This window comes from Xenorhabdus lircayensis (assembly GCF_016306625.1).
In the GTDB taxonomy this organism is placed as follows: domain Bacteria; phylum Pseudomonadota; class Gammaproteobacteria; order Enterobacterales; family Enterobacteriaceae; genus Xenorhabdus; species Xenorhabdus lircayensis.
The window spans coordinates 18719-39984 of record NZ_JACOII010000004.1; the positions used below are offsets into that span (position 1 = coordinate 18719).

The 21266-nt window shown below is 43.3% G+C and carries 14 protein-coding genes and 3 pseudogenes; 7 read left to right on the top strand and 10 right to left on the bottom strand.

The features are described from left to right. Nucleotides 1-153 precede the first annotated feature (153 nt). Nucleotides 154-2484 (top strand): zinc/cadmium/mercury/lead-transporting ATPase, encoded by a 2331-nt coding sequence (locus tag H8A87_RS00205; protein WP_198688027.1) that lies wholly within the window; start codon nucleotides 154-156, stop codon nucleotides 2482-2484. 211 nt (nucleotides 2485-2695) lie between these two features. On the opposite strand, the gene tusA is transcribed toward H8A87_RS00205, so the two are convergent. Beyond that, entirely contained in the window at nucleotides 2696-2950 is a 255-nt protein-coding gene (tusA, locus tag H8A87_RS00210) for a sulfurtransferase TusA (protein WP_198688028.1), read from the bottom strand. Between the two features lie 169 nt (nucleotides 2951-3119). On the opposite strand from tusA, the gene H8A87_RS00215 reads away from it, so the two are divergent. Then, a complete protein-coding gene (locus tag H8A87_RS00215; RefSeq protein ID WP_198688029.1) occupies nucleotides 3120-3788 on the top strand; it encodes a 7-cyano-7-deazaguanine/7-aminomethyl-7-deazaguanine transporter in 669 nt (222 codons plus the stop codon). Between the two features lie 206 nt (nucleotides 3789-3994). Further along, nucleotides 3995-5095, top strand: a complete 1101-nt coding sequence (locus H8A87_RS00220) for a glycerol dehydrogenase (RefSeq protein WP_198688030.1) — start codon at nucleotides 3995-3997, stop codon at nucleotides 5093-5095. 179 nt (nucleotides 5096-5274) lie between these two features. Here the strand turns inward: H8A87_RS00220 and H8A87_RS20365 are convergent. The 5 genes and pseudogenes from H8A87_RS20365 to H8A87_RS00245 all read right to left on the bottom strand — a co-directional run bounded on the left by H8A87_RS20365 (nucleotide 5275) and on the right by H8A87_RS00245 (nucleotide 10670). Next, nucleotides 5275-6317, bottom strand: a pseudogene (locus H8A87_RS20365) (Fic family protein). Nucleotides 6318-6493: 176 nt separating this feature from the next. Beyond that, a pseudogene (locus tag H8A87_RS00230) lies at nucleotides 6494-6685 on the bottom strand (heterodisulfide reductase-related iron-sulfur binding cluster); the annotation flags it as partial. Between the two features lie 23 nt (nucleotides 6686-6708). Further along, a pseudogene (locus tag H8A87_RS00235) lies at nucleotides 6709-6978 on the bottom strand (FAD-binding protein); the annotation flags it as partial. Nucleotides 6979-7326: 348 nt separating this feature from the next. After that, complete coding sequence (locus tag H8A87_RS00240; protein ID WP_198688031.1) at nucleotides 7327-7509, bottom strand: MbtH family NRPS accessory protein; 183 nt, start codon at nucleotides 7507-7509, stop codon at nucleotides 7327-7329. After that, on the bottom strand, nucleotides 7506-10670 hold the full coding sequence (locus H8A87_RS00245; RefSeq protein WP_232369977.1) for a thioester reductase domain-containing protein: 3165 nt from the start codon (nucleotides 10668-10670) through the stop codon (nucleotides 7506-7508). Before H8A87_RS00245 ends, H8A87_RS00240 begins: the two co-directional genes overlap by 4 nt. Before the next feature lie 969 nt (nucleotides 10671-11639). Between H8A87_RS00245 and glpT the strand changes: the two genes are divergently transcribed. Both glpT and glpQ read left to right on the top strand, forming a co-directional pair. After that, entirely contained in the window at nucleotides 11640-12992 is a 1353-nt protein-coding gene (gene glpT / locus H8A87_RS00250; protein WP_198688033.1) for a glycerol-3-phosphate transporter, read from the top strand. A 445-nt stretch (nucleotides 12993-13437) separates the two neighbouring features. Continuing rightward, a complete protein-coding gene (gene glpQ / locus H8A87_RS00255) occupies nucleotides 13438-14514 on the top strand; it encodes a glycerophosphodiester phosphodiesterase (RefSeq protein WP_198688034.1) in 1077 nt (358 codons plus the stop codon). A 46-nt stretch (nucleotides 14515-14560) separates the two neighbouring features. On the opposite strand, the gene epmA is transcribed toward glpQ, so the two are convergent. From epmA to H8A87_RS00275, 4 genes are all read right to left on the bottom strand, one after another. Then, the gene (gene epmA / locus H8A87_RS00260; protein WP_198688035.1) at nucleotides 14561-15538 is read right to left on the bottom strand and encodes an elongation factor P--(R)-beta-lysine ligase; all 978 of its coding nucleotides are present in this window, start codon (nucleotides 15536-15538) and stop codon (nucleotides 14561-14563) included. A 254-nt stretch (nucleotides 15539-15792) separates the two neighbouring features. Continuing rightward, the gene (locus H8A87_RS00265; RefSeq protein WP_198688036.1) at nucleotides 15793-16107 is read right to left on the bottom strand and encodes a hypothetical protein; all 315 of its coding nucleotides are present in this window, start codon (nucleotides 16105-16107) and stop codon (nucleotides 15793-15795) included. A 939-nt stretch (nucleotides 16108-17046) separates the two neighbouring features. Continuing rightward, nucleotides 17047-17403, bottom strand: a complete 357-nt coding sequence (locus H8A87_RS00270) for a hypothetical protein (RefSeq protein WP_198688037.1) — start codon at nucleotides 17401-17403, stop codon at nucleotides 17047-17049. Between the two features lie 46 nt (nucleotides 17404-17449). Next, nucleotides 17450-17779, bottom strand: a complete 330-nt coding sequence (locus H8A87_RS00275; RefSeq protein ID WP_198688038.1) for a hypothetical protein — start codon at nucleotides 17777-17779, stop codon at nucleotides 17450-17452. A 951-nt stretch (nucleotides 17780-18730) separates the two neighbouring features. Between H8A87_RS00275 and frdA the strand changes: the two genes are divergently transcribed. Together frdA and H8A87_RS00285 are read left to right on the top strand one after the other, a co-directional pair. Next, the gene (gene frdA, locus H8A87_RS00280; RefSeq protein ID WP_198688039.1) at nucleotides 18731-20527 is read left to right on the top strand and encodes a fumarate reductase (quinol) flavoprotein subunit; all 1797 of its coding nucleotides are present in this window, start codon (nucleotides 18731-18733) and stop codon (nucleotides 20525-20527) included. Then, nucleotides 20520-21254: a succinate dehydrogenase/fumarate reductase iron-sulfur subunit gene (locus H8A87_RS00285; RefSeq protein ID WP_198688040.1), complete on the top strand. Its 735-nt coding sequence runs from the start codon at nucleotides 20520-20522 to the stop codon at nucleotides 21252-21254. The genes frdA and H8A87_RS00285 overlap by 8 nt, the downstream gene beginning before the upstream one ends. Nucleotides 21255-21266 lie beyond the last annotated feature (12 nt).

Genomic DNA, 21266 nt, shown 5'->3' on the forward strand with positions numbered 1-21266 from the left:
ACACAAAGAGGGAGGACGTTGATGATGATAATCCATCTTAGATAGCACAAATCATCAAAATAATTCCTCTTATTGGATTTGACTCTGGAGTTCACTCCAGAGTGTAGAGTTAATCTTAACTAACCAGAATTAACTCTATTTGAGAGGTCGCCTATGTTCTCCACAGCCAAAAAACATGAGCAATCACAGCACGATTATTTGTCTTCCCAGAAGGAAGAGCATCACGATACTGCCGAGAATGTAAGTGATCATTCACATGCTCCTCATGATACATGCCATGAGCACTCTCACGGCAAAACACACACTCATGAACATGCTCATGAGCATGGTGGAACACATTGTTCACACGACCATGCACATGCCATACAGGACACGACTCCCTTTGAGCTAACAGCTAACCAGCGTTTTAATTGGATTATCCATGGAATGGATTGCCCAAGCTGCGCAGGAAAAATCGAGAATGCCGTAAAAAAACTCCCAGAAGCTAAACAGGTCAAGGTACTATTTACAACAGAGAAACTGGTGGTCGATTCTGACGTTGATATTCGTGCCGCCGTCGAGCACGCGGTAAAGCAAGCTGGCTTTGAAATAAAGGAGACGGATTCAGTATCCAAACTACCTCCAGCAGTCAGTCACTGGAAAACATTTTCCCCTATTCTTATTCTCACCGCCTTGATGTTCATCAGTTGGGGAGTATCAAAAGTCAATGCTCCCGCGGGGCAAATTGCTTTCATCATTACCACGCTAATTGGGCTATATCCAGTTGCGACCAAAGCTTTCAAACTAATTCGTTCAGGCACGCCATTTGCCATCGAGACTTTGATGAGTGTCGCTGCCATCGGTGCCTTGTTCATTGATGCCACAGCAGAAGCCGCAATGGTCATTCTGTTGTTCAAGTTAGGGGAAGTTTTGGAATCCTACGCCGCCGGACGTGCCCGTCGTGGCGTCAGTGCCTTGATGGCATTGGTTCCTGACCAAGCCTTGCTGGTGAAGGAAGGGAAGAAGACAATCGTATCAGCGGCTGACCTGCGCCCTGGTGATATCATTGAGGTAGCCCCAGGCGCCCGTTTACCCACCGATGCCAAACTACTCAGTCCGTTCGCTAGTTTCGATGAAAGCGCCCTGACAGGTGAATCTATTCCCGTTGAACGGCATCAGGGAGAAAAAGTCGCCGCAGGTTGTCTTTCTGTCGATAGTGCTGTGCAGATGAAGGTGATCTCTGAACCCGGACACAACGCGATTGACCGCATTCTTCAATTGATTGAAGAAGCAGAAGAATGTCGTGCGCCAATTGAGCGTTTTATCGATCGGTTCAGCCGCATCTATACTCCGCTGATTATCTTGTTCTCTGCGCTCGTGGTACTGATCCCTCCGCTGTTCTTTGCCGGATCGTGGGAAACTTGGATCTACCGTGCCCTGACCCTACTGTTGATCGGTTGCCCTTGCGCACTAGTCATCTCGACCCCTGCCGCAATAACTTCCGCACTGGCAGCTGCGACCCGTCGAGGCTCTCTAATCAAGGGGGGAGCAGCATTAGAGCAACTTGGGGCAGTGACCACAATTGCATTGGATAAAACTGGCACACTGACCGAAGGCAAACCACAGGTGACTGAGATTGAGCCAGTGGGAAACACCCGTGCTGAAACCTTACTGGCACTGGCTGGTGCTGTAGAAAGTGGCTCTCATCATCCATTAGCAAAAGCTATCCTTAACGCCGCAGAAAATAAAGGAGTGACAATTGTTGAGGCTGAACACCGCAAAGCACTGGCAGGGATCGGAGTTGAAGGTCAATTGTCAGGGCAGAGAATTCTAGTCTCCTCCCCTGGACGCTTGCCGGAAAATACCTTGTCTGCGGAATGGAAACAGAGAGTCACGGAATTGGAAAGCAGCGGCAAAACTGCGGTTGCTGTTATGCAGGGCAAGCAATTTATGGGTTTGATTGCCATGCAAGATACCTTGCGCCAGGATGCCATTGATGCTATCCGTCTTTTGAAAAAACAAGGGGTTGAGGCAGTCATGCTGACTGGCGACAATCCCCGTGCTGCGGCAGCTATTGCGAACCAATTAGGCATTGATTATCGCGCAGGATTGTTACCAGAAGATAAAGTCAAAGCGGTGACTGAGTTGAATAAAAAACACCGCACCATGATGGTTGGTGATGGCATCAACGATGCTCCAGCCATGAAAGCAGCCAGTATCGGGGTTGCCATGGGCAGCGGTACTGATGTTGCATTAGAAACAGCCGACGCCGCCCTAACGCATAATCGGCTGACGGGTTTAGCTGAAATTATTGCACTGTCTCGCACAACCCATTACAACATCCGTCAGAATATCACCATTGCGTTAGGCTTAAAGGCGATATTCCTTATCACCAGTCTATTGGGTATCACGGGGCTATGGATGGCGGTTCTGGCTGATTCAGGCGCCACTGCACTAGTCACTGCAAACGCAGTCCGACTGCTGAGAACTAAGTCGCAGAAGTGATGAATTGAGAATAATGAAAAGTAACAAGGAAAGGTAACAAACTGAAAAGGTGCGTACTCCGCACCTTTTCAAAATTACAATTACTCAAGATTGCTATTAAGGAAAAAGGAAATACGGCATTCAGCGAGGTGATAAATTGTGACTAAATGCCATACTTAAAGCCTAGCACGACTCCTTTTTTCTGCCAGTCAATTACACGTTATTTTCTCAACTAAACAGTATGTTCGCTTTTTCTGAGTAGATACCGATAAGGAGTTTGCCCCGTCTCCTGTGCAATCAACGCATGATCCATAAAACGACAGAAACCCGGAATATCGCGGGTCGTTGCCGGATCATCAGCAATGATCAATAACGTCTGGCCAGCACTCATATGGCGAACTGTCTTACGTACCATCATTACTGGCTCTGGGCAGCGTAACCCCAACGTATCAAGCGTTTTGTCGGGATTAGCGAAAACATCGGACATAACAATCTCTGTAGGTTCAAACAATCTATAGCGGTGGATTATATTACAAAATATCGTCAACTACCGTACTTTACTTTTATTGAACAACCCGCGTATGATCTGTTTCGCCTGATTTTCAGGCGCGTTTATTTTCTGGGTTCCCTCACCCCATTCACCAAAAAGGTACAATATGTTCCAATTGACCTCGCAGCAGCGAGCCACGGCGTTGTTCTGGCTTTCGCTCTTCCACATTCTTATCATCACTTCCAGTAACTATCTGGTGCAATTACCTATCTCCATTTTTGGTTTTCATACCACTTGGGGGGCATTTACATTTCCTTTTATCTTTTTGGCAACCGATCTGACTGTGCGTATTTACGGTGCTCCATTGGCTCGCCGGATCATTATCTCCGTCATGCTTCCCGCGTTGTTGATCTCTTATCTGGTTTCAGCTCTGTTTTTTCAGGGAACATGGCAGGGATTCGGAACATTGGGAACCTTTAATTTGTTTGTAGCCCGCATTGCGGCAGCCAGCTTTATGGCCTATGTACTCGGCCAGATATTGGATGTCGGAGTCTTCAATCGTCTGCGCCAAAAACGCCGCTGGTGGATAGCTCCGGCTGCCGCCATGTTTTTCGGTAATATGTTCGATACGCTGGCCTTTTTCTTTATCGCGTTTTACCACAGCACTGATACGTTCATGGCAACCCATTGGGTCGAAATTGCCTTAGTGGATTATGCGTTCAAGCTGTTTATCTGTATGCTTTTCTTCCTCCCAGCCTATGGCATCCTGTTGAATTTAATCCTGAAATACTTTTTTGCTCAACCAGTAGATAAAACGCTGCTCAAAGTTCATTAAAAAGAAAATAGCACCCTGAACCAATCAGGGTGCCAATTGTTCAGTCATTTTTACCTCTCGAATCACGCATTTCCTGCTTTTACTCATAACCTCTCTGTATATTTTGCCGTATAGTGTTGGCGGACAGGCAAACACATCCAACTGCCTGCCCAGGCCAGTATTGTGACACTCCATGCTTAGTTTCCAGTGAAGAAGGAATATTTCTTATGCTGAAAGTGATCCAGTCTCCATCCAAATATATCCAAGGGCCAGATGCGTTATCTCACATTGGTCGATACACCAAAATGCTTGCTGACCACGTCTTCGTGATTGCTGATAATTTCGTCATGAGCCTTATTGGGGATATCGTCAGCAAAAGCCTAGAAGAACATGAAGTTACCAGTCACTTCGAAATCTTTAACGGTGAGTGCAGCCGTGGTGAAATCCAACGCCTATCCGACATTCTGATAAGTAATCAATGTCAGGCCGTCATCGGGATTGGGGGTGGCAAAACCCTTGATACCGCCAAGGCTGTGGCACACGAATCCAAAATACCCGTGATTATTTCTCCTACCCTTGCTTCAACGGATGCGCCGACCAGTGCCCTTTCCGTCCTGTATACAGAACTGGGCGAATTTGACAGCTATCTTCTCTATCCGCAAAACCCGAATATTGTGCTGATGGATACCAATATCATTGCCAAAGCGCCTGTTCGCCTGTTTGTGGCAGGAATGGGAGATGCACTCGCTACCTATTTTGAGGCGCGAGCCAGTAGTGCTGCCCATAAACCTACTATGGCTGGCGGAGCGACATCCACTACAGGTCTGGCGCTGGCGAAACTGTGTTATGAAACCTTACTGGCTGAAGGTTACAAGGCCAAACTGGCAGTGGAAGCGGGAGTCAGTACACCGGCGGTTGAGAATATTGTTGAGGCGAATACCTATCTCAGTGGCATTGGTTTCGAAAGCGCAGGTCTGGCTGCCGCTCACGCCGTCCACAATGGCTTTACAGTGTTGGAAGAGTGTCACCATCTCTATCACGGCGAAAAAGTGGCATTCGGCACACTAACGCAATTGATATTGGAAAACAGCCCAAGTGAGGAATTGGAAACGGTACTCGATTTCTGTGTACAGATGGGTCTGCCAGTGACACTGGAACAACTCGGCTTACGTGCCAGTGAAAAACTGAATCAAAAAATCATGCAAGTCGCCATCGCAAGTTGTGCCGAAGGTGAAACTATTCACAATATGCCATTTGCTGTGACACCAGAGCAGGTTTACGCCGCGATTTTGGCCGCAGACCGAATGGGACAAGATTGGCTGTATTAAGTTATTGCGAAAATGATTCGGTTTCAGGGCGGGAATTCCCGCCCTGAAGGTTTGAACACGACGATTCAGGAGAAACGAAATTTACCACCAATATCATCAAGGATTGATATCCTTTAATTTTTAAAACCAGTTTCACTCATCATTCCCCCGAATTAGCAAACGTTTTTCTTCAAATAGATTCAAATATGATGAATAATATAACGTGTGCTACGGCCACCAGCCTCAGTTTTTTCCAGACATCCAAATTCTATTAGGTGATTTAAATGTCGGGTCGCTGTTGCACGGCTAACTTTTGCAATTTTCTGATATTGTCCACTATTAATGCCTTGCTGAAAATCACCATCCAGCATTCTGTTCAGGACGTTGATCTGTTCTCCACTAAGCCGGCTTTGATCAACACAACGCCAGAATCGAGCCTTTTTCACCGTACTATCAATTTGCTTCAGTTTAGTGATAAGAGTGTCATTCAATGTTTGCAGAAACCACACCATCCAATCGGTAATATCCAAACCACTGCGCTGGGTCTGTTCCAGTATTTCGTAATATTGCTTTCGACGTTCAAAAATATTCACTGACATGGCATAAAACCGGATTGAGCGGCTTTCTCCTTGCGCCAATACTAAATCAGTCAGGAAACACGGGTGATACGCCCATTACCATCTTCCATTGGATGCAGAGTGACAAACCATAAATGTACAATTGCTGCCCGCAAGATCGGATCAAGATTAAATTCATGATGGGATTGATTGAACCAAACAATAAATTTTGTCATTTCTTCCTGCAATTTTTCGGCTGGTGGAGCTTCAAAATGAATAATAGGCTTATCTATTCTGCCGGAGATGACCTCCATTCCCCCATGCCGCAACTGGCCTCCCTTGATGGGATTGAACAAGGTATAACCTGCGGGAAACATCAATTCATGCCATTTCAAAATGCGTTCAAGCGACAACGGTTCGTAATATTTTTCCACCACATCAAAGGCAATTTCTGCCATACCCTCTGACTGTTCGCTAGTTGGATAGGGTTTAGCTTCGCTGATACCTAGTCGATTTGCCAGTGAAGAACGTATTGATGCCGCATTTAACTTTTCACCTTCTATTTCACAGGAATAGAGAATGCTGGCAAGAAGAGTATCTAGTGTCGCTTGCTCTGTGCTTTCAGCGTCAGATCTTCCTAGCAGTAACCCCTGATTAAAATGAATCTCCCGCAACACAGACGTCATAACATGCTAATTCCATTGGAAATCAGGCCAATTTTCTTGTTCCCATATCCACATTGAATTCCACCTTATGATGCCAATAGTCGAACCATTCTACTCATGGAGTGAGGCAAATAACAACTCTATTCGACTCATAAAATGAGGCGAATAGCAGGTCTAATTGACTCACCAGCCGAAATTTACACCTCTGAGTCCACTGCCCGCGCCAACAAACTTATCGGATATTCACATTTCTTGCTGGTAGACATCTCAATCTGCCATTTGCAGGTTTCGCAATCCGTAATCACCAGATCGACACCACTCGCTTCAATCTGGTGGAATAAATTCGCCCCGACCCCTTGGGAAACATCATAGTTTTCCGCCTTAAAGCCGTTTGCTCAGATATAATCCATTCCGCTACAATCTGCTCTGCTACAAACAGGACACTCAGTAAAGAAACGCCCACACCGCAACCTTCGGCCAGAGAATCATATCCTCCCAATATCGCACCCGCAGCATAGAGGTCTTCGATCACATTACCTCCTTTCAATGGCCGTAAATATTCATCCGTGTTTACACCGAATTTAAGGTAAGGTTGTGGCGCAAAGATATTTTGCTGCGTCCATTGCCCTCGTTCGGGGTTCCCCAACAGATCTAGATTCAGCAGGGGTTCATAAACGCGATCACATTCGGTTTTCAGCACGATAAATTAACGAAGCTACGTTTTTCTCACCGATCCGGCTGTAGGGATGCGTCACTTCACGACCATCGGGTATGCCAATCACGTATCCGGCGAGTCAATGTCTTGCTGGGATAGATAAAATATATACAATACCCGTGTTTTTTGTTTGATAAGGAATAAAAACGAGCGAGAAACGCGCATGAAATGGCATGAAAAAAGTACATATCGTGATAAATATCACGCTTTGATAAACCGATAAGGACACAAACAAAAATGGAAGATGAGAATAAAAAACGGGCATGATCCCGTAGGAGCATGCCCATAATTCAATTAACGATGTCAATCAGTGCGCTATTTTATTGGCTCCGGCCAAATTGTGGCGATGTGGCTCAGGCATTCTTCTTTAGAATCTGTCCTCCCGATTGTCATCCATCCCATCGGGATCTCATACTCAGCAGGCCAGACCGAATACTGCTTTTTAGCATTTATGACAACCATCCAACTCATGGCATCATTTTCTGTTAACTGCTTCATACTACAGCCTCCTTTTTGAAGTTTTCTGACAGGATAGCCGGCAGGAACCTTGTACCAATCAGATAACGCAATACCTGATGGACATATTCAGCCGTAATTGTTGGGCAACGAATGTCGCTTCCAACCAATCCTGCCAGCGTATTCTTCAACTCCAATTCAGGATGGACTTCATCGAGATAAGCCGGATCCAGCGCCCGATAAGGTCTTTCTGTCATATCCCTGATCAGCGGGATCAGCGGATACAGTGGGTGAGTATCATCCAGCGCAAGGATCTTCTCTTTACCCTCATTAAACGGTACAGGGTTGAGGATATAGCCAAAATCCTGCACCCAGTCGAAAAATTGCCGGATAGAAACCTGTTCTGGGTTGAACAAGTTGAAGAATTGCCCATTGGATTCCGGTTGTTTGGAAATATGTACCAACGATGCCGCCACATAATCAACCGGTACAATATCAAGCAACAGAGCGTGATCAGGATAAAAGCCCATTGCCAGATAACCTTTCAAGGACGCGACCAGATAATCATTACCCTGTGCTGCCCCTGTGCGGGTGTGTCCAAGGATCAATCCCGGCCGGTAAATGCTCACAGGCACGCCCCGTTTGCGGGCAATATTGATGATCCCTTCTGATACCCACTTACAGCCCGAATAACCAGAAGGATCACGTACCGATTCATTCATGGCACGATCATCTTCCATATAGGGGCGTGGCGATTCTGTAGCAAACAGGGCATTCACGGAAGAAACATAATGGAAATGTTTCAAACGCGCAGTGCAAGCCAGTTCCAGCGCCGTTCTGGTGCCATCGACATTGATGTTCTTCAGCGCACTATAGGGGTAGATGAAATTAACCAACGCCCCGTTGTGATAAATAACATCGACATTTTCTGCAAGCTGCGACCATGTCTCCGGCAGTAAGCCAAAACGTGGCTGTCCCAAATCACCGATAATGAAATCCACACGGTCAAGCCCATTTCCCACATCAATCTGGTAATTTTTAAATCCAGACTTGATTCTGTCGCGCGCATGTTCTTCATCAGATGCACGGCACAGGCAGATAACCCTGGCCGAGGTCTGTTTCAGCAATTGCTCCAGCAAATGCAGCCCAAGATATCCGGTAGAGCCGGTCAGTAATACGGTGTCTGGCTGATACCAGTTAGCATGAACCAACCCATCAGGACGAATCCCTTCTTTCAGGTAGACATCATTCCTGAGTGTTTCAGCATGCTGGCGAATTAACGCTTCGCTATGATAAATTCCTGCGATCTGAGCAGGATTCGCCTGACGCGCGACCATCATTTCATCCAGAATGGCGGCTATTCTGGCAACTGTCGGTTCAACATAGATACCAGCAATCGGAATCCTCAGTAAAAATGCTTTTTCAATGCGTTCTACCATACGGGCAACAAGGATGGAGTGCCCCCCGATCTGGAAGAAATCATCGGTGATCCCAAATACATCCGTCGCCAGTAAATCACGCCAAATGGCATAAACGCGTTTTTCGGTTTCTGTTTGAGGCTGTACCGCATCACAACTGGCATTCAATCGTTCCGCAATTTCTTCCAGTCGCTTTTTATCTCTTTTGCTACTGCTTGTCAGCGGTATATAAGGAATACGATAATACTCAGTAGGTATCCAAGCTTCATGCAGTACTTCCCTGAGCGATACTTGCGTCTCGCGCACCCAATCCTCTGGCACAATCATATTAGGATTGAACAGCATAAACGCTTGGATCTTGGCAAGATCACCACTGCCCGCCACTCGGATAATGGCATCCTGTACGCCATTTTGTTTTCTTAATGAAATTTCTATCTCCCCCAACTCGATTCGATATCCACGCACTTTTACCTGATCATCCTGTCTCCCCATATAAATGAGGGAGCCATCTTCAAGCATGCGTGCCATATCCCCTGTCAAATATGCCCTTTTACCTTTTTGTGCCATATCGGGAACATATCTTTTGGCGGTTTCAGTTGGATTATTGCGATATCCTGCGGTCACGCCCAACCCTCCGATGAGGATTTCTCCCACGGTTCCTTTGGGAACAGGGCGCAGGTGTTTATCCACAATCGTGATACTTGTACCGGGGATAGGGCCACCCAATTGAACTTTTTCCCCTTTTTTCATGCGAAACGCGGTTGACCAGATGGTTGTTTCCGTTGGGCCATAGACGTTCCATAACGTACCGTCAGTGGCTGTCAGTTGATCCGCCAGATCTTGTGACAACGCTTCCCCACCGCAAAGCATGCCCATTTCAGGACGAGGCTTCCAACCCGCGTTCAAGGCCATTGACCAAGTAACTGGTGTCGCTTGGGCAAAAGTAAATTGCGGGTTCGATAACGTTTCGGACAACGCCGTGGCATCACGCTGGGTATCAATTGAAGTGATGTAAATACTGCCGCCATGAACTACGGTCAGCAGCAATTCCAGTACTGAGATATCAAAAGAGAACGTAGTCAATGCCAGCATATGGTCACGCTTACTGATTGACAGCAGTTTGCCAAACCCGCATAAACAAGCAGCCAGATTGTCATGCTGTACTTGTACTGCTTTTGGCAATCCTGTGGAACCAGAGGTAAACATCACATAAGCAGGATGATCGCCCAACACTGAAATATCAATGTATTCCGCTATTTCAGTTTTAGTTATCTTATTGATATCTTTTAAGATAACGTCCATAGAGATTAATGTTGACGCCTTGAGCCCCGCCGACACCGTACCATCAGATACCAAAATACTTTCCGGCAGGCTGGCGAGAATATCATTCAGGCGTTTTTCTGGCATCATGGTGTTCAGGGGGATATACACCGCCCCAATTCGCCAAATTGCCTGCATGGTGACAAACCATGCAATGCCCCTCTGGGCCGCAATAGCAATATTGCTTCCCATTTTGGCACCGTGATGACGCAAAACATGTGCTGCATTCTCAATTCTCTGATGCAATTCACCAAATGACAGCATTTCATATAAATCAGAAACAGCGATGTCATTCGGTACAACTTTTGCCAACTCAGCCAACCGAGAAGGAACATTTTTAAACCACGGATCTAGCGCTGCTGTCATGCGACTGATATTGCTGTTCATTTCAGTATCGCCAGCAGGAGAAGATTTTTGCCCAGTAAATGCTGTGTGTAATATTGCCTTGTGTGTGTGAGTATTCATAATGATGTTCTCATTCTGAGCTCCATTGATCTCATCATTTTTCATGATGAATGGAGGTATCAATGCTGGTAGTCGTTTTCTTTCAGTTTTGGCCTACATTCAGCATTTGCAAATACCTTATGTTGACGTTAACTGAAGCAGAAAAATAAATTGCAAAAAATTTCGTGCGAATTTAATAAATATATTAATTAGTATTATTTTGTAATCTTTGATTAATTAAACAATCAACTTATATAAAGCTAGTCATGCATTGAAAAACAGAGTGTATTACGCCTATACAACCTGCCATCAATCTTGTACAACATATTGATATACTTATAATTTACTTCATAAAACAGTTATCCTATGCTGCATGTTAACTGCGATCATGAGTATGAATAACTATTTGTAGTAATATCCGTTATTTTGAATTTTAATATCAAACACTTTATTTGTAACCGCGTTATAAAAAACGCCAAACATGTAAATAAAAAGTAAAATACATGAAAAAAATAAAAGCATCATTTGAATAACACTATCATATAAACAGTACAATTTGTTAAAAACATAGACAAGAAAATGCCACCGTTTATTTATTAAATTACGTTTATAATAGTTATATTTATGTGGGTTATATTTATATGACTTTATGATTACTGCTTCGGAGTAATCTCCCTAATAATAATGAGTCTTTGTGTGATAAAGAACATAAACGAACTTTAAATGTACAAAAATAACAAGAAAAGCCATTTATTGTGACAAGCATCACGATAATATGAATAAATTGTATTTAAAAAACCCTCTAAATCACTCAAAATCATCACCTTTGCGAAATTATATCTATATGTTAGCGATACCTCACAGGTATATGAGGTTGTTTTAACTAATATTCCCTTCGATATAGAAAATAATTAGTCTAAATTTTTCGTTTAACACTATCACTGCTCAATGGTGGTGATTCGCTCATACAGAAGTCACGTGGAGACAAACATGTTAAGTATTTTTAAACCGGCTCCCCATAAAGCCCGGTTGCCTGCGCAAGAAGCAGATCCACTCTATCGTCGCTTGCGCTGGCAAATTTTTATGGGGATTTTCTTTGGCTACGCCGCTTACTATTTTGTGAGGAAAAACTTTGCACTGGCATTTCCAGAGTTAAACAAACAAGGCTTTACCAACCTTGAACTTGGCTTCGCTTTATCAGCTATTTCGATTGCATACGGTATCTCAAAATTCATCATGGGTTCCGTATCAGACCGTTCCAATCCACGAGTCTTCTTACCTGCGGGGCTGCTCCTCTCTGCATCAGTGATGCTGTTTATGGGCTTTGTCCCTTGGGCGACTTCCAGCATTGCCATTATGTTTTCCCTGCTGTTTATCTGTGGCTGGTTTCAAGGCATGGGCTGGCCACCTTGTGGGCGTACCATGGTTCACTGGTGGTCACATAAAGAGCGTGGTGGAATTGTATCTATCTGGAACTGTGCCCATAACGTTGGTGGTGGCTTACCGCCTCTGTTGGGCATGTTGGCGATATGGTGGTTCAATGACTGGAAGGGTTTATTCTATATGCCCGCCTTTGCCGCCATCCTGATGGCAATCATTGTTTACTTCTTAATGCGCGACACACCTCAATCTTGTGGCTTGCCACCAATTGAAGAGTACAAAAACGACTACCCTACTGACTATGTTGAAAAAGATGAGAAGGAACTGACTGCAAAACAGATCTTCTTGCAGTATGTTCTGCCGAACAAATTGCTATGGATGATCGCATTTGCCAACGTGTTCGTTTATATGCTGCGCTACGGTATCCTCGACTGGTCTCCATCCTACCTGCAAGCAGCGAAGCACTTTGCCATGGATAAATCTTCCTGGGCCTACTTCTTCTACGAATACGCAGGCATTCCGGGTACTCTGCTGTGTGGCTGGATGTCTGACAAAGTCTTCAAAGGCAATCGTGGCGCCACAGGCGTGTTCTTTATGGTACTCGTTACCATCGCAACTACCGTGTACTGGCTGAACCCAGCAGGCAATCCCGGTATTGATATGATCTGTATGATCGTTATCGGCTTCCTGATTTACGGCCCTGTGATGCTTATCGGCTTGCACGCCCTTGAGCTGGCACCGAAAAAAGCGGCGGGTACTGCGGCAGGTTTTACTGGTTTGTTTGGTTATCTGGGTGGTTCTGTTATCGCCAATATCGCCATTGGTTATGCTGTTGACCACTTCGGTTGGGACGGTGCCTTTCATCTCTTGATCGGTGGTAGTGCCCTGTCCGTGATCCTATTGATAATAGTGATGATTAATGAAAACAAACACAAGCAAGAAATAGCACGCAACAATAGCTAATAGATAAATTGCCGTTTACAAGAGGCAATAGCAATCAGAAGTAACCGCAGTATCATTTTCGGTATTGCGGTTATTTTGAAAAATACCACACGCTAAATGTCCTTTTTACTCTTGATAAACGCTATAGCTTATTTTCTATATTCTTTTTATTATTAGATGGTAAGGAACCCAACTCTTTCATAATAGTCAAATTAAATTAAAGCAAATTTATAAATTCTTTCATTAAAAGAGAGAAGGATAAACATGATAATAAAATCAATATTAGATCTCTATACGTAGCAATACTTTGTTAAATAAAAAATATAAGAAAAAAGTTTAAAGAATCAGCACCACTGTCATAAAACTGTGACAGTCCATCGATAAATTTAGCAAAACGTATTGTGTTAATTTATTTCTTATCACAATTTTCTACATAGCGCTTTATTACCATGAATGGAGAACCCCAATGCAGACCCCTATTAAGGCAATCATGGCAGGTATTCTGTTAGCATCATCAATGTCAGGTATTGCACATGCAGCAGATAAGATTGTTATCGCCCATCGTGGGGCCAGCGGTTATCTACCTGAACATACCCTGCCCGCCAAAGCACTGGCCTATGCACAAGGTGCTGATTATCTTGAGCAAGATCTGGTAATGACTAAAGATGATCAGCTCATTGTACTGCATGACCATTATCTCGACCGCGTAACGGATGTCGCAGAGCGTTTTCCAAACCGTGCCCGTGCCGATGGTCGCTATTATGCGATCGACTTTACTTTACCAGAAATCAAGTCACTGAAATTTACCGAAGGCTTCGATATCAAGGATGGCAAAAAAGTACAAAGTTATACAGGACGTTTCCCAATGGGGAAATCAGATTTCCATATTCACACTTTCCAGGAAGAACTGGAGTTTATTCAAGGCCTGAATAAGTCCACCGGAAAGAACATCGGTATCTATCCTGAAATCAAGGCACCATGGTTCCATCGCCAAGAAGGCAAGGATATCACCACCAAGGTACTGGAAGTTCTGAAACAATATGGCTACACCAAAAAGAGCGATAAAGTTTATCTACAGTGCTTTGATACCAATGAACTGAAACGTATTAAAAATGAGCTTGAGCCTAAAATGGGTATGGATCTGAAACTGATTCAGCTCATCGCTTATACCGATTGGAAAGAAACTTATGAGCAGAAAAAAGATGGCTCATGGGTGAATTATAGTTACGACTGGATGTTTAAACCGGGTGCGATGAAAGAAGTGGCAAAATATGCTGATGGCATTGGCCCCGATTATCACATGCTGATCGCCAGTGATTCTACTCCGAACAACATTAAATTAACCGGCATGGTGAAAGAGGCTCACGCCAGCCATCTGGCGGTACATCCGTACACGATCCGTATCGATCAACTGCCAAAATATGCCACCAGCGGCAATCAATTGTTTGATATCGTTTTCGACAAAGCTAATGTCGATGGTGCATTCACCGATTTCCCTGATTTGGCAGTGAAATTTCTGGAAAAACACCACGAGCATAAATAATCTACGTCAATAATAAAGGGGCAGTCCAAGACTGCCCCAATCGTGATCACGAAATTCCCACCGGAAAGGCAATAACCTCACTGATCCGTTCGGCACCCAGCGCCAGCATAATCAGACGATCCACTCCCAATGCCACGCCAGCACAATCCGGCATCCCATGAGCAAGAGCTGCAAGCAGGTATTCATCAATTGGTTGGATCGGTAATCCCATCGCTTCACGTTTACGGTTGTCTTGCTCGAAACGCAGACGCTGTTCATTACTGTCAGTCAGTTCACGAAAACCATTCGCCAGCTCCATGCCCTTAAAATAGACTTCAAAACGCTCTGCAACACGATGATCTTCCTTGCTGATTTCCGCCAATGACGCTTGAGATGCAGGAAAGTGATAGATAAACGTTGGTTTTTCAATGCCGATCTGGGTTTCTACGCCCATGACAAAAAGCAATTGCAGCAAGGTATCTCGATCTTCTTCCTGATCAGCGATATTGCTGAGATCGAGTTTTGCCGCCACTTCACGTAACTTTTCTTTACTTGCGGTAAGGGGATCAATATCCAGATATCGAATGAATGCCTGCTGGTAAGAAAGTGATTCGGCACTTTCACAATCCAGAATCTGTTGCAACAGATCATCCACTTCATTCATCAGACGATACATGTCGTAATGCGGACGATACCACTCCAGCATAGTAAACTCTGGGTTATGATGACGACCGGCTTCCTCATTACGGAAACTTTTCCCCATCTGATAAATGGAACCACTTCCAGCCACCAGCAAACGCTTCATATGGTATTCGGGGCTAGTCATCAGATACAGAGTCAAGCCATTTGCCGCTCCCGGCCCAACAAATTGTGTCTGGAAAGGAACCAGATGGACGTCGGTGACAGTCGCCTGACTCATCGCAGGTGTTTCAACCTCCAACACCCCACGATCTGCGAAAAAGCGCCGTATTTCTGCTAAAATCTCCGCCCTTTTCAATAAATTGACGATAGGGGCACTTGGCTGCCAATTCGCGACTTCGTTCATGTTCCTATGACTCCAAAATAAAACAAAACGCGCAGTTTACCCGCATCAAGCCTACCAGACAAATCATTGCCTGCAATTTATTCATATACTTATTCTTTATACACTTAATTTTTCAATTTGAGGTTTTGTTGGCTATGTTCATTGCTTATTTATTTATATTGAGGAATATGGACATCCATATCCATACCCCAGAAAACTCTTCTGCAACGTCCATCTACAACTCTTTTTAGTTGTCATTTGAAAAACATTCATTATTACTCAGATACGATGATAACACCTGTAATGTATCTTTCATTGTGAACACCAACAAATCCATTGGTTTTCAGTGTAACTACTTTATTGTTAATTAAGGCTAACAATAACGTTGTGTATACTCCCCCTCCCTCTATTTGACCGTCAGGGTGTACTAAATAAAAGTTACTATACACATTTTCAGCCTGATCTTTAAATGTCACTTCAACATTATTGGTTGAGGTTCCTTCAAACTTTGGATAAGTTTCCAATTGCAGTATTTTTACTTTTCCATAATACTCAACTTCATCTAAACTTTCGTCTTTATTACTAATCATAATAATACTCCTTCAATTAATCATTCACATAAAAACACAAATAGAATACAGAGTTCACATATAGCCATTAACATTTAGATAAGGCACTGTAATAACGTAATAAATACTATTTCCAGTCAATTAATAAATACAGAAAATTATTTCAGTTAGTTGTGGGCTATCAATGCTCGAATTAAATCCGTATTATAATAATCCACCTCAATAAATAAGAGATTAAGCTTCCCTTCCTCTTTGTTGGCTGCTCTCACGCCCCCAATCACATAGTTAACTATGCTCTTAGGGATTCATTCACTTGCCACCGTGAAGCAACTTGCAATCTATTGGATATATATAAAAGTTAGTCATAAAATTCTATTATGTCAAAAAAACACCTGCGGACTTAAGCTTAACCCCAAGTCTATTTCATTAATAATGAAGTAATTATTATACTTTACCTCTTATACCTATTTCTGATTTTTATATATAAAAATCAATCACAACATATAGTAAAATCATTATATTAATTAACATATTGATTTAATAATAATTTTTATTTATTTCACATGTTAATAATATAAATATCCTTATAAGAGTAAGACCATGATGATTCAAATTAATTAATTCCATATTTTACTTTTGTATCAATCAAGCTAATAAATTGATTCCCATATTAATACGCAGTATCCAAATGAGTAAAAACATGAGGCCGGTGAAGAAGCGGTCAAACAGATTCAGGAAGTGAGACCTGCCAATGATAGTGCACTGGATGCCCAAGCACGTGATGTCGAAGATAATATCAACAAATTGCTGAATCAGATTAATTTAATTTCTATAAAAGAAATGTGAAACCTTCATTGTGGTTTCATTGAATAATATGGACGTCCGTGTCCAGATGCCAGAAGATACTATTTCGAATCAAAGATAGCGGGTATCGTAGGTAGGGGAAAAATGAATCTAATCTTAACCCCAAGGAGGATATGGGTCAGGTGGTATCCCCGGAGATTCAATATTAACACCTGAAATATAACGATTTCCTTCAGGATAAACATATTCGGTGAGTTTTAATGATACAGTAAATGAGTTGGCTAAAGATGACAGTAATGTGAGGTATATTCCACCTCCACTTACCTGCTGATTAGGATATGCAAGATAAAAATTTTCATAATGACCTCCATATGGGTCCTTAAATTTTACTTCAATATTATTACCTGAAATATCCGTCTCCAACCCAGTAATTATTGCTTTTTGAACAATTGTATCATCATCTTTTGCCATCTTATCTGTTACTGATTTTTCTGGTTTATCATTGCTGTTCATATGATTATACCTTCAAATTATTTTTTAGTTAGAAGTGAGGCTGGATTCAACTAATAATTGCAACACCTGTAATGAAACCAACTTCTTGACTACCATGATATTCAGTGGCTTTTATTTTTACTGTATATTCTTTGACTAAAGCTTCCAGTAACCCTGCGTATGTTGCAATTCCCCTCATCTCCTCATTGGGATATGCTAATTCAAAAATAAGATAATCATATAATTTACTATAAACTGTGACTCTAATATTACTAACCGAATTTTCACCTCCCTGATTGTAAATCTGCAACCTACGAATTTTTACGGTGTAATACACTATATTTCCCACATCTATGCTAGGTGTATCAACTAAATCTGATTTATCTTTAATATTCATATAATTATTTCCTAAAATAAGAATTTATATATAAAAAAACAAACAAAATTCAGCGAAAGTTTAATTAAATGAGAAATCACAATACCATTAAAAATACAATCATCCATTAAATAAAACTGAACTACCACCGACTAAAGTCGGTGGGTTAGCGCAGCCAGGACTGACGACTGAAAGTCGTCAAACCGTCCTGTCTAAACGCGCATACGTCAAAAATATTTACGTTCAAGGTCACCGTCTAAAGATGGTGGTTTTAACCTTTCATTTGGAAGAATAAAATTAAATATTTATTACAGGCTCCATAATTAAATCCCTAAGAAATGAAATTCTAATTTAAGGTGATATATATAAGTTAGTTTATGATTTTTGGTATGTCAAAAAATATTCAAATTACTGGTTAATCACGCCTATTCAATTCATTAAACAACACTTATATTTCACCCCATATATCCATTCAAAAATCTCATGTATGAAATTCGGCCTGAACATATAATAAGAATACACACTCTTATTAACTTACTTATTTAATAAGTATTTTCTATTCCACTTGCATTTTAACTGGTTATTTCTTTCAATAGTAATATTGTTATTAATCACACCAATGTGTTTATATCTTACTTTATCAATAAATTTTATGAATCACTCTTCATTCTGGAATACAAACCACAAATACGTAAAAACATGCCTTAGATCACGTTTTACAGGCAAAATCCCACAAAACCCGCATTCATATCAAATTTAGACCCTGCACTATTCGCTATAATTAAACCATACAAAAAGTAGCAGTTAGTGAATCTAAATCGTTAAAGCGTAGAAAATGACCTATGACACTCAGCCAAATAAGAAAAAATATCATTTTGATATGGTAAAGATAAAGAAATTGGTGAGTGATAATGCATAAGGGTTCCTTTAACTGATTTTTGATGACCCCCACTTGAACAATGGAGAAGCGCAGTGCAAACCTTCAATGTCGATCTAGCGATTATCGGAGCCGGTGGCGCAGGGCTACGAGCAGCCATCGCTGCTGCTGAAACCAATCCCCAGCTCAAGATCGCCTTGATCTCAAAAGTGTATCCCATGCGTAGCCATACCGTAGCCGCAGAAGGTGGATCAGCCGCAGTCACTCAGTCACACGATTCCTATGACTTTCACTTCAATGATACGATATCTGGTGGTGACTGGTTGTGTGAGCAAGATGTGGTTGAGTATTTCGTCGAACATTGCCCGACAGAAATGATTCAGCTGGAACAATGGGGCTGCCCATGGAGCCGTAAGGAAGATGGTTCTGTGAACGTACGTCGTTTCGGAGGCATGAAAATTGAGCGCACATGGTTTGCCGCCGATAAAACCGGCTTTCATATGCTCCATACGCTGTTCCAAACTTCCCTCAAGTATCCCCAGATCCAGCGTTTTGATGAACATTTTGTGCTCGATATTCTGGTAGATGAGGGGCAAACCCGCGGTTTGGTTGCCCTGAATATGATGGAAGGAACGAAAGTTCAGATCCGTGCCAGTGCGGTTATTATGGCGACAGGCGGTGCCGGACGCGTATATCGTTACAATACCAATGGCGGCATTGTCACCGGTGATGGTATGGGAATGGCGTTCCGCCACGGCGTGCCATTGCGTGATATGGAGTTTGTGCAATATCATCCAACAGGCCTGCCCGGCTCCGGTATTTTGATGACCGAAGGTTGTCGTGGTGAAGGTGGGATTCTGGTGAATAAAGATGGCTATCGTTATCTACAGGATTATGGATTGGGGCCAGAAACGCCACTCGGACATCCTGAAAATAAATATATGGAACTAGGCCCGCGTGACAAGGTTTCTCAAGCATTCTGGCATGAATGGCAAGCAGGGCGTACCATCGCCACGCCACGCGGTGATGTGGTTTATCTGGATCTACGCCATTTGGGCGAGAAAAAACTGCTTGAACGTCTGCCGTTTATCAGTGAATTGGCAAAAGCCTATGTCGGCGTTGACCCTGTCAAAGAGCCTATTCCCGTTCGCCCTACCGCGCATTACACCATGGGCGGGATTGAAACCAATCAGCAGTGTGAAACCCGCATCAAGGGGCTATTCGCTATCGGGGAATGTTCTTCTGTTGGCCTGCATGGTGCAAACCGCCTTGGTTCTAACTCTCTGGCAGAATTGGTTGTCTTTGGTCGTCTGGCTGGTGAAGAAGCGGTCAAACAGATTCAGGAAGTGAAACCCGCCAATAGCAGTGCACTGGATGCCCAAACCCGCAATATCGGAGATAAACTCAACAAATTACTGAACCAGAAAGGCGGTGAAAACTGGGCGAAGATCCGTGATGAGCTGGGAACTTCCATGGAGGAAGGCTGTGGTATTTACCGTACACCAGAGTTGATGCAGAAAACCATCGATAAGATTGCTGAACTGAAAGAGCGCTTCAAACATATCGAAATTAGCGACCGTTCCAGTGTATTCAATACTGATCTGCTCTATACCATCGAATTGGGATTTTGTTTGGATGTGGCTGAGTGTATGGCACATTCCGCAATGAACCGCAAAGAATCACGTGGTGCCCACCAGCGTCTTGATGAAGACTGTACCAAACGTGACGATGAAAATTTCTTGAAGCATACGCTGGCTTTCTATAACCCTAAGGGCGCTCCCCATCTGGAATACAGTGATGTGAAGATCACCAAATCTCAACCAGCGAAGAGAGTATATGGTGGCGAAGCAGCAGCTCAAGAGAAAAAACAGAAGGAGCAGGCGAATGACTGAGATGAAAAACCTGAAAATAGAGGTCATGCGCTATAACCCGGAAATTGACAGTGAACCTCATTTCGTCACTTATGAAGTGCCTTATGATGAGCAAACTTCACTGTTGGATGCGTTGGGCTACATTAAGGATAATCTAGCGCCTGACCTCTCCTACCGCTGGTCTTGCCGCATGGCAATCTGTGGTTCCTGCGGCATGATGGTGAACCGTGTACCAAAATTGGCCTGTAAAATTTTCCTGCGTGATTATGCACAAGGGATGAAAGTCGAAGCACTGGGCAATTTCCCAATTGAGCGGGACTTGGTTGTGGACATGACACACTTTATTGAGAGTTTGGAAGCCATCAAGCCCTATATTATCGGCAATGATCGCAAACCTGCTGATGGCCCGAACGTGCAGACACCCGCCCAGATGGCAAAATATCATCAGTTTTCAGGTTGTATCAACTGCGGCCTGTGTTACGCCGCCTGTCCTCAATTTGGCCTGAATCCTGAGTTTATTGGGCCTGCTGCGGTTACACTGGCACATCGCTATAACCTTGATAACCGCGATAACGGCAAGAAAGAACGCATGCCGCAAATCAACAGTGACAATGGGGTCTGGTCTTGTACTTTCGTAGGTTACTGCTCTGAAGTTTGCCCGAAACATGTCGATCCGGCTGGTGCCATTCAGCAAAGCAAAGCTGAAAGTGCCAAAGATTTCCTTATCTCTATGCTGAAACCACAATAAGGGAGGAGAGAG

Bases quoted from the DNA above. Each gene is read 5' to 3' on its own strand.
- H8A87_RS00205 (WP_198688027.1), top strand. From the start codon at position 154: ATGTTCTCCACAGCCAAAAAACATGAGCAATCACAGCACGATTATTTG.
- tusA (WP_198688028.1), bottom strand. From the start codon at position 2,950: ATGTCCGATGTTTTCGCTAATCCCGACAAAACGCTTGATACGTTGGGG.
- H8A87_RS00215 (WP_198688029.1), top strand. From the start codon at position 3,120: ATGTTCCAATTGACCTCGCAGCAGCGAGCCACGGCGTTGTTCTGGCTT.
- H8A87_RS00220 (WP_198688030.1), top strand. From the start codon at position 3,995: ATGCTGAAAGTGATCCAGTCTCCATCCAAATATATCCAAGGGCCAGAT.
- H8A87_RS00240 (WP_198688031.1), bottom strand. From the start codon at position 7,509: ATGAAGCAGTTAACAGAAAATGATGCCATGAGTTGGATGGTTGTCATA.
- H8A87_RS00245 (WP_232369977.1), bottom strand. From the start codon at position 10,670: ATGAATACTCACACACACAAGGCAATATTACACACAGCATTTACTGGG.
- glpT (WP_198688033.1), top strand. From the start codon at position 11,640: ATGTTAAGTATTTTTAAACCGGCTCCCCATAAAGCCCGGTTGCCTGCG.
- glpQ (WP_198688034.1), top strand. From the start codon at position 13,438: ATGCAGACCCCTATTAAGGCAATCATGGCAGGTATTCTGTTAGCATCA.
- epmA (WP_198688035.1), bottom strand. From the start codon at position 15,538: ATGAACGAAGTCGCGAATTGGCAGCCAAGTGCCCCTATCGTCAATTTA.
- H8A87_RS00265 (WP_198688036.1), bottom strand. From the start codon at position 16,107: ATGATTAGTAATAAAGACGAAAGTTTAGATGAAGTTGAGTATTATGGA.
- H8A87_RS00270 (WP_198688037.1), bottom strand. From the start codon at position 17,403: ATGAACAGCAATGATAAACCAGAAAAATCAGTAACAGATAAGATGGCA.
- H8A87_RS00275 (WP_198688038.1), bottom strand. From the start codon at position 17,779: ATGAATATTAAAGATAAATCAGATTTAGTTGATACACCTAGCATAGAT.
- H8A87_RS00285 (WP_198688040.1), top strand. From the start codon at position 20,520: ATGACTGAGATGAAAAACCTGAAAATAGAGGTCATGCGCTATAACCCG.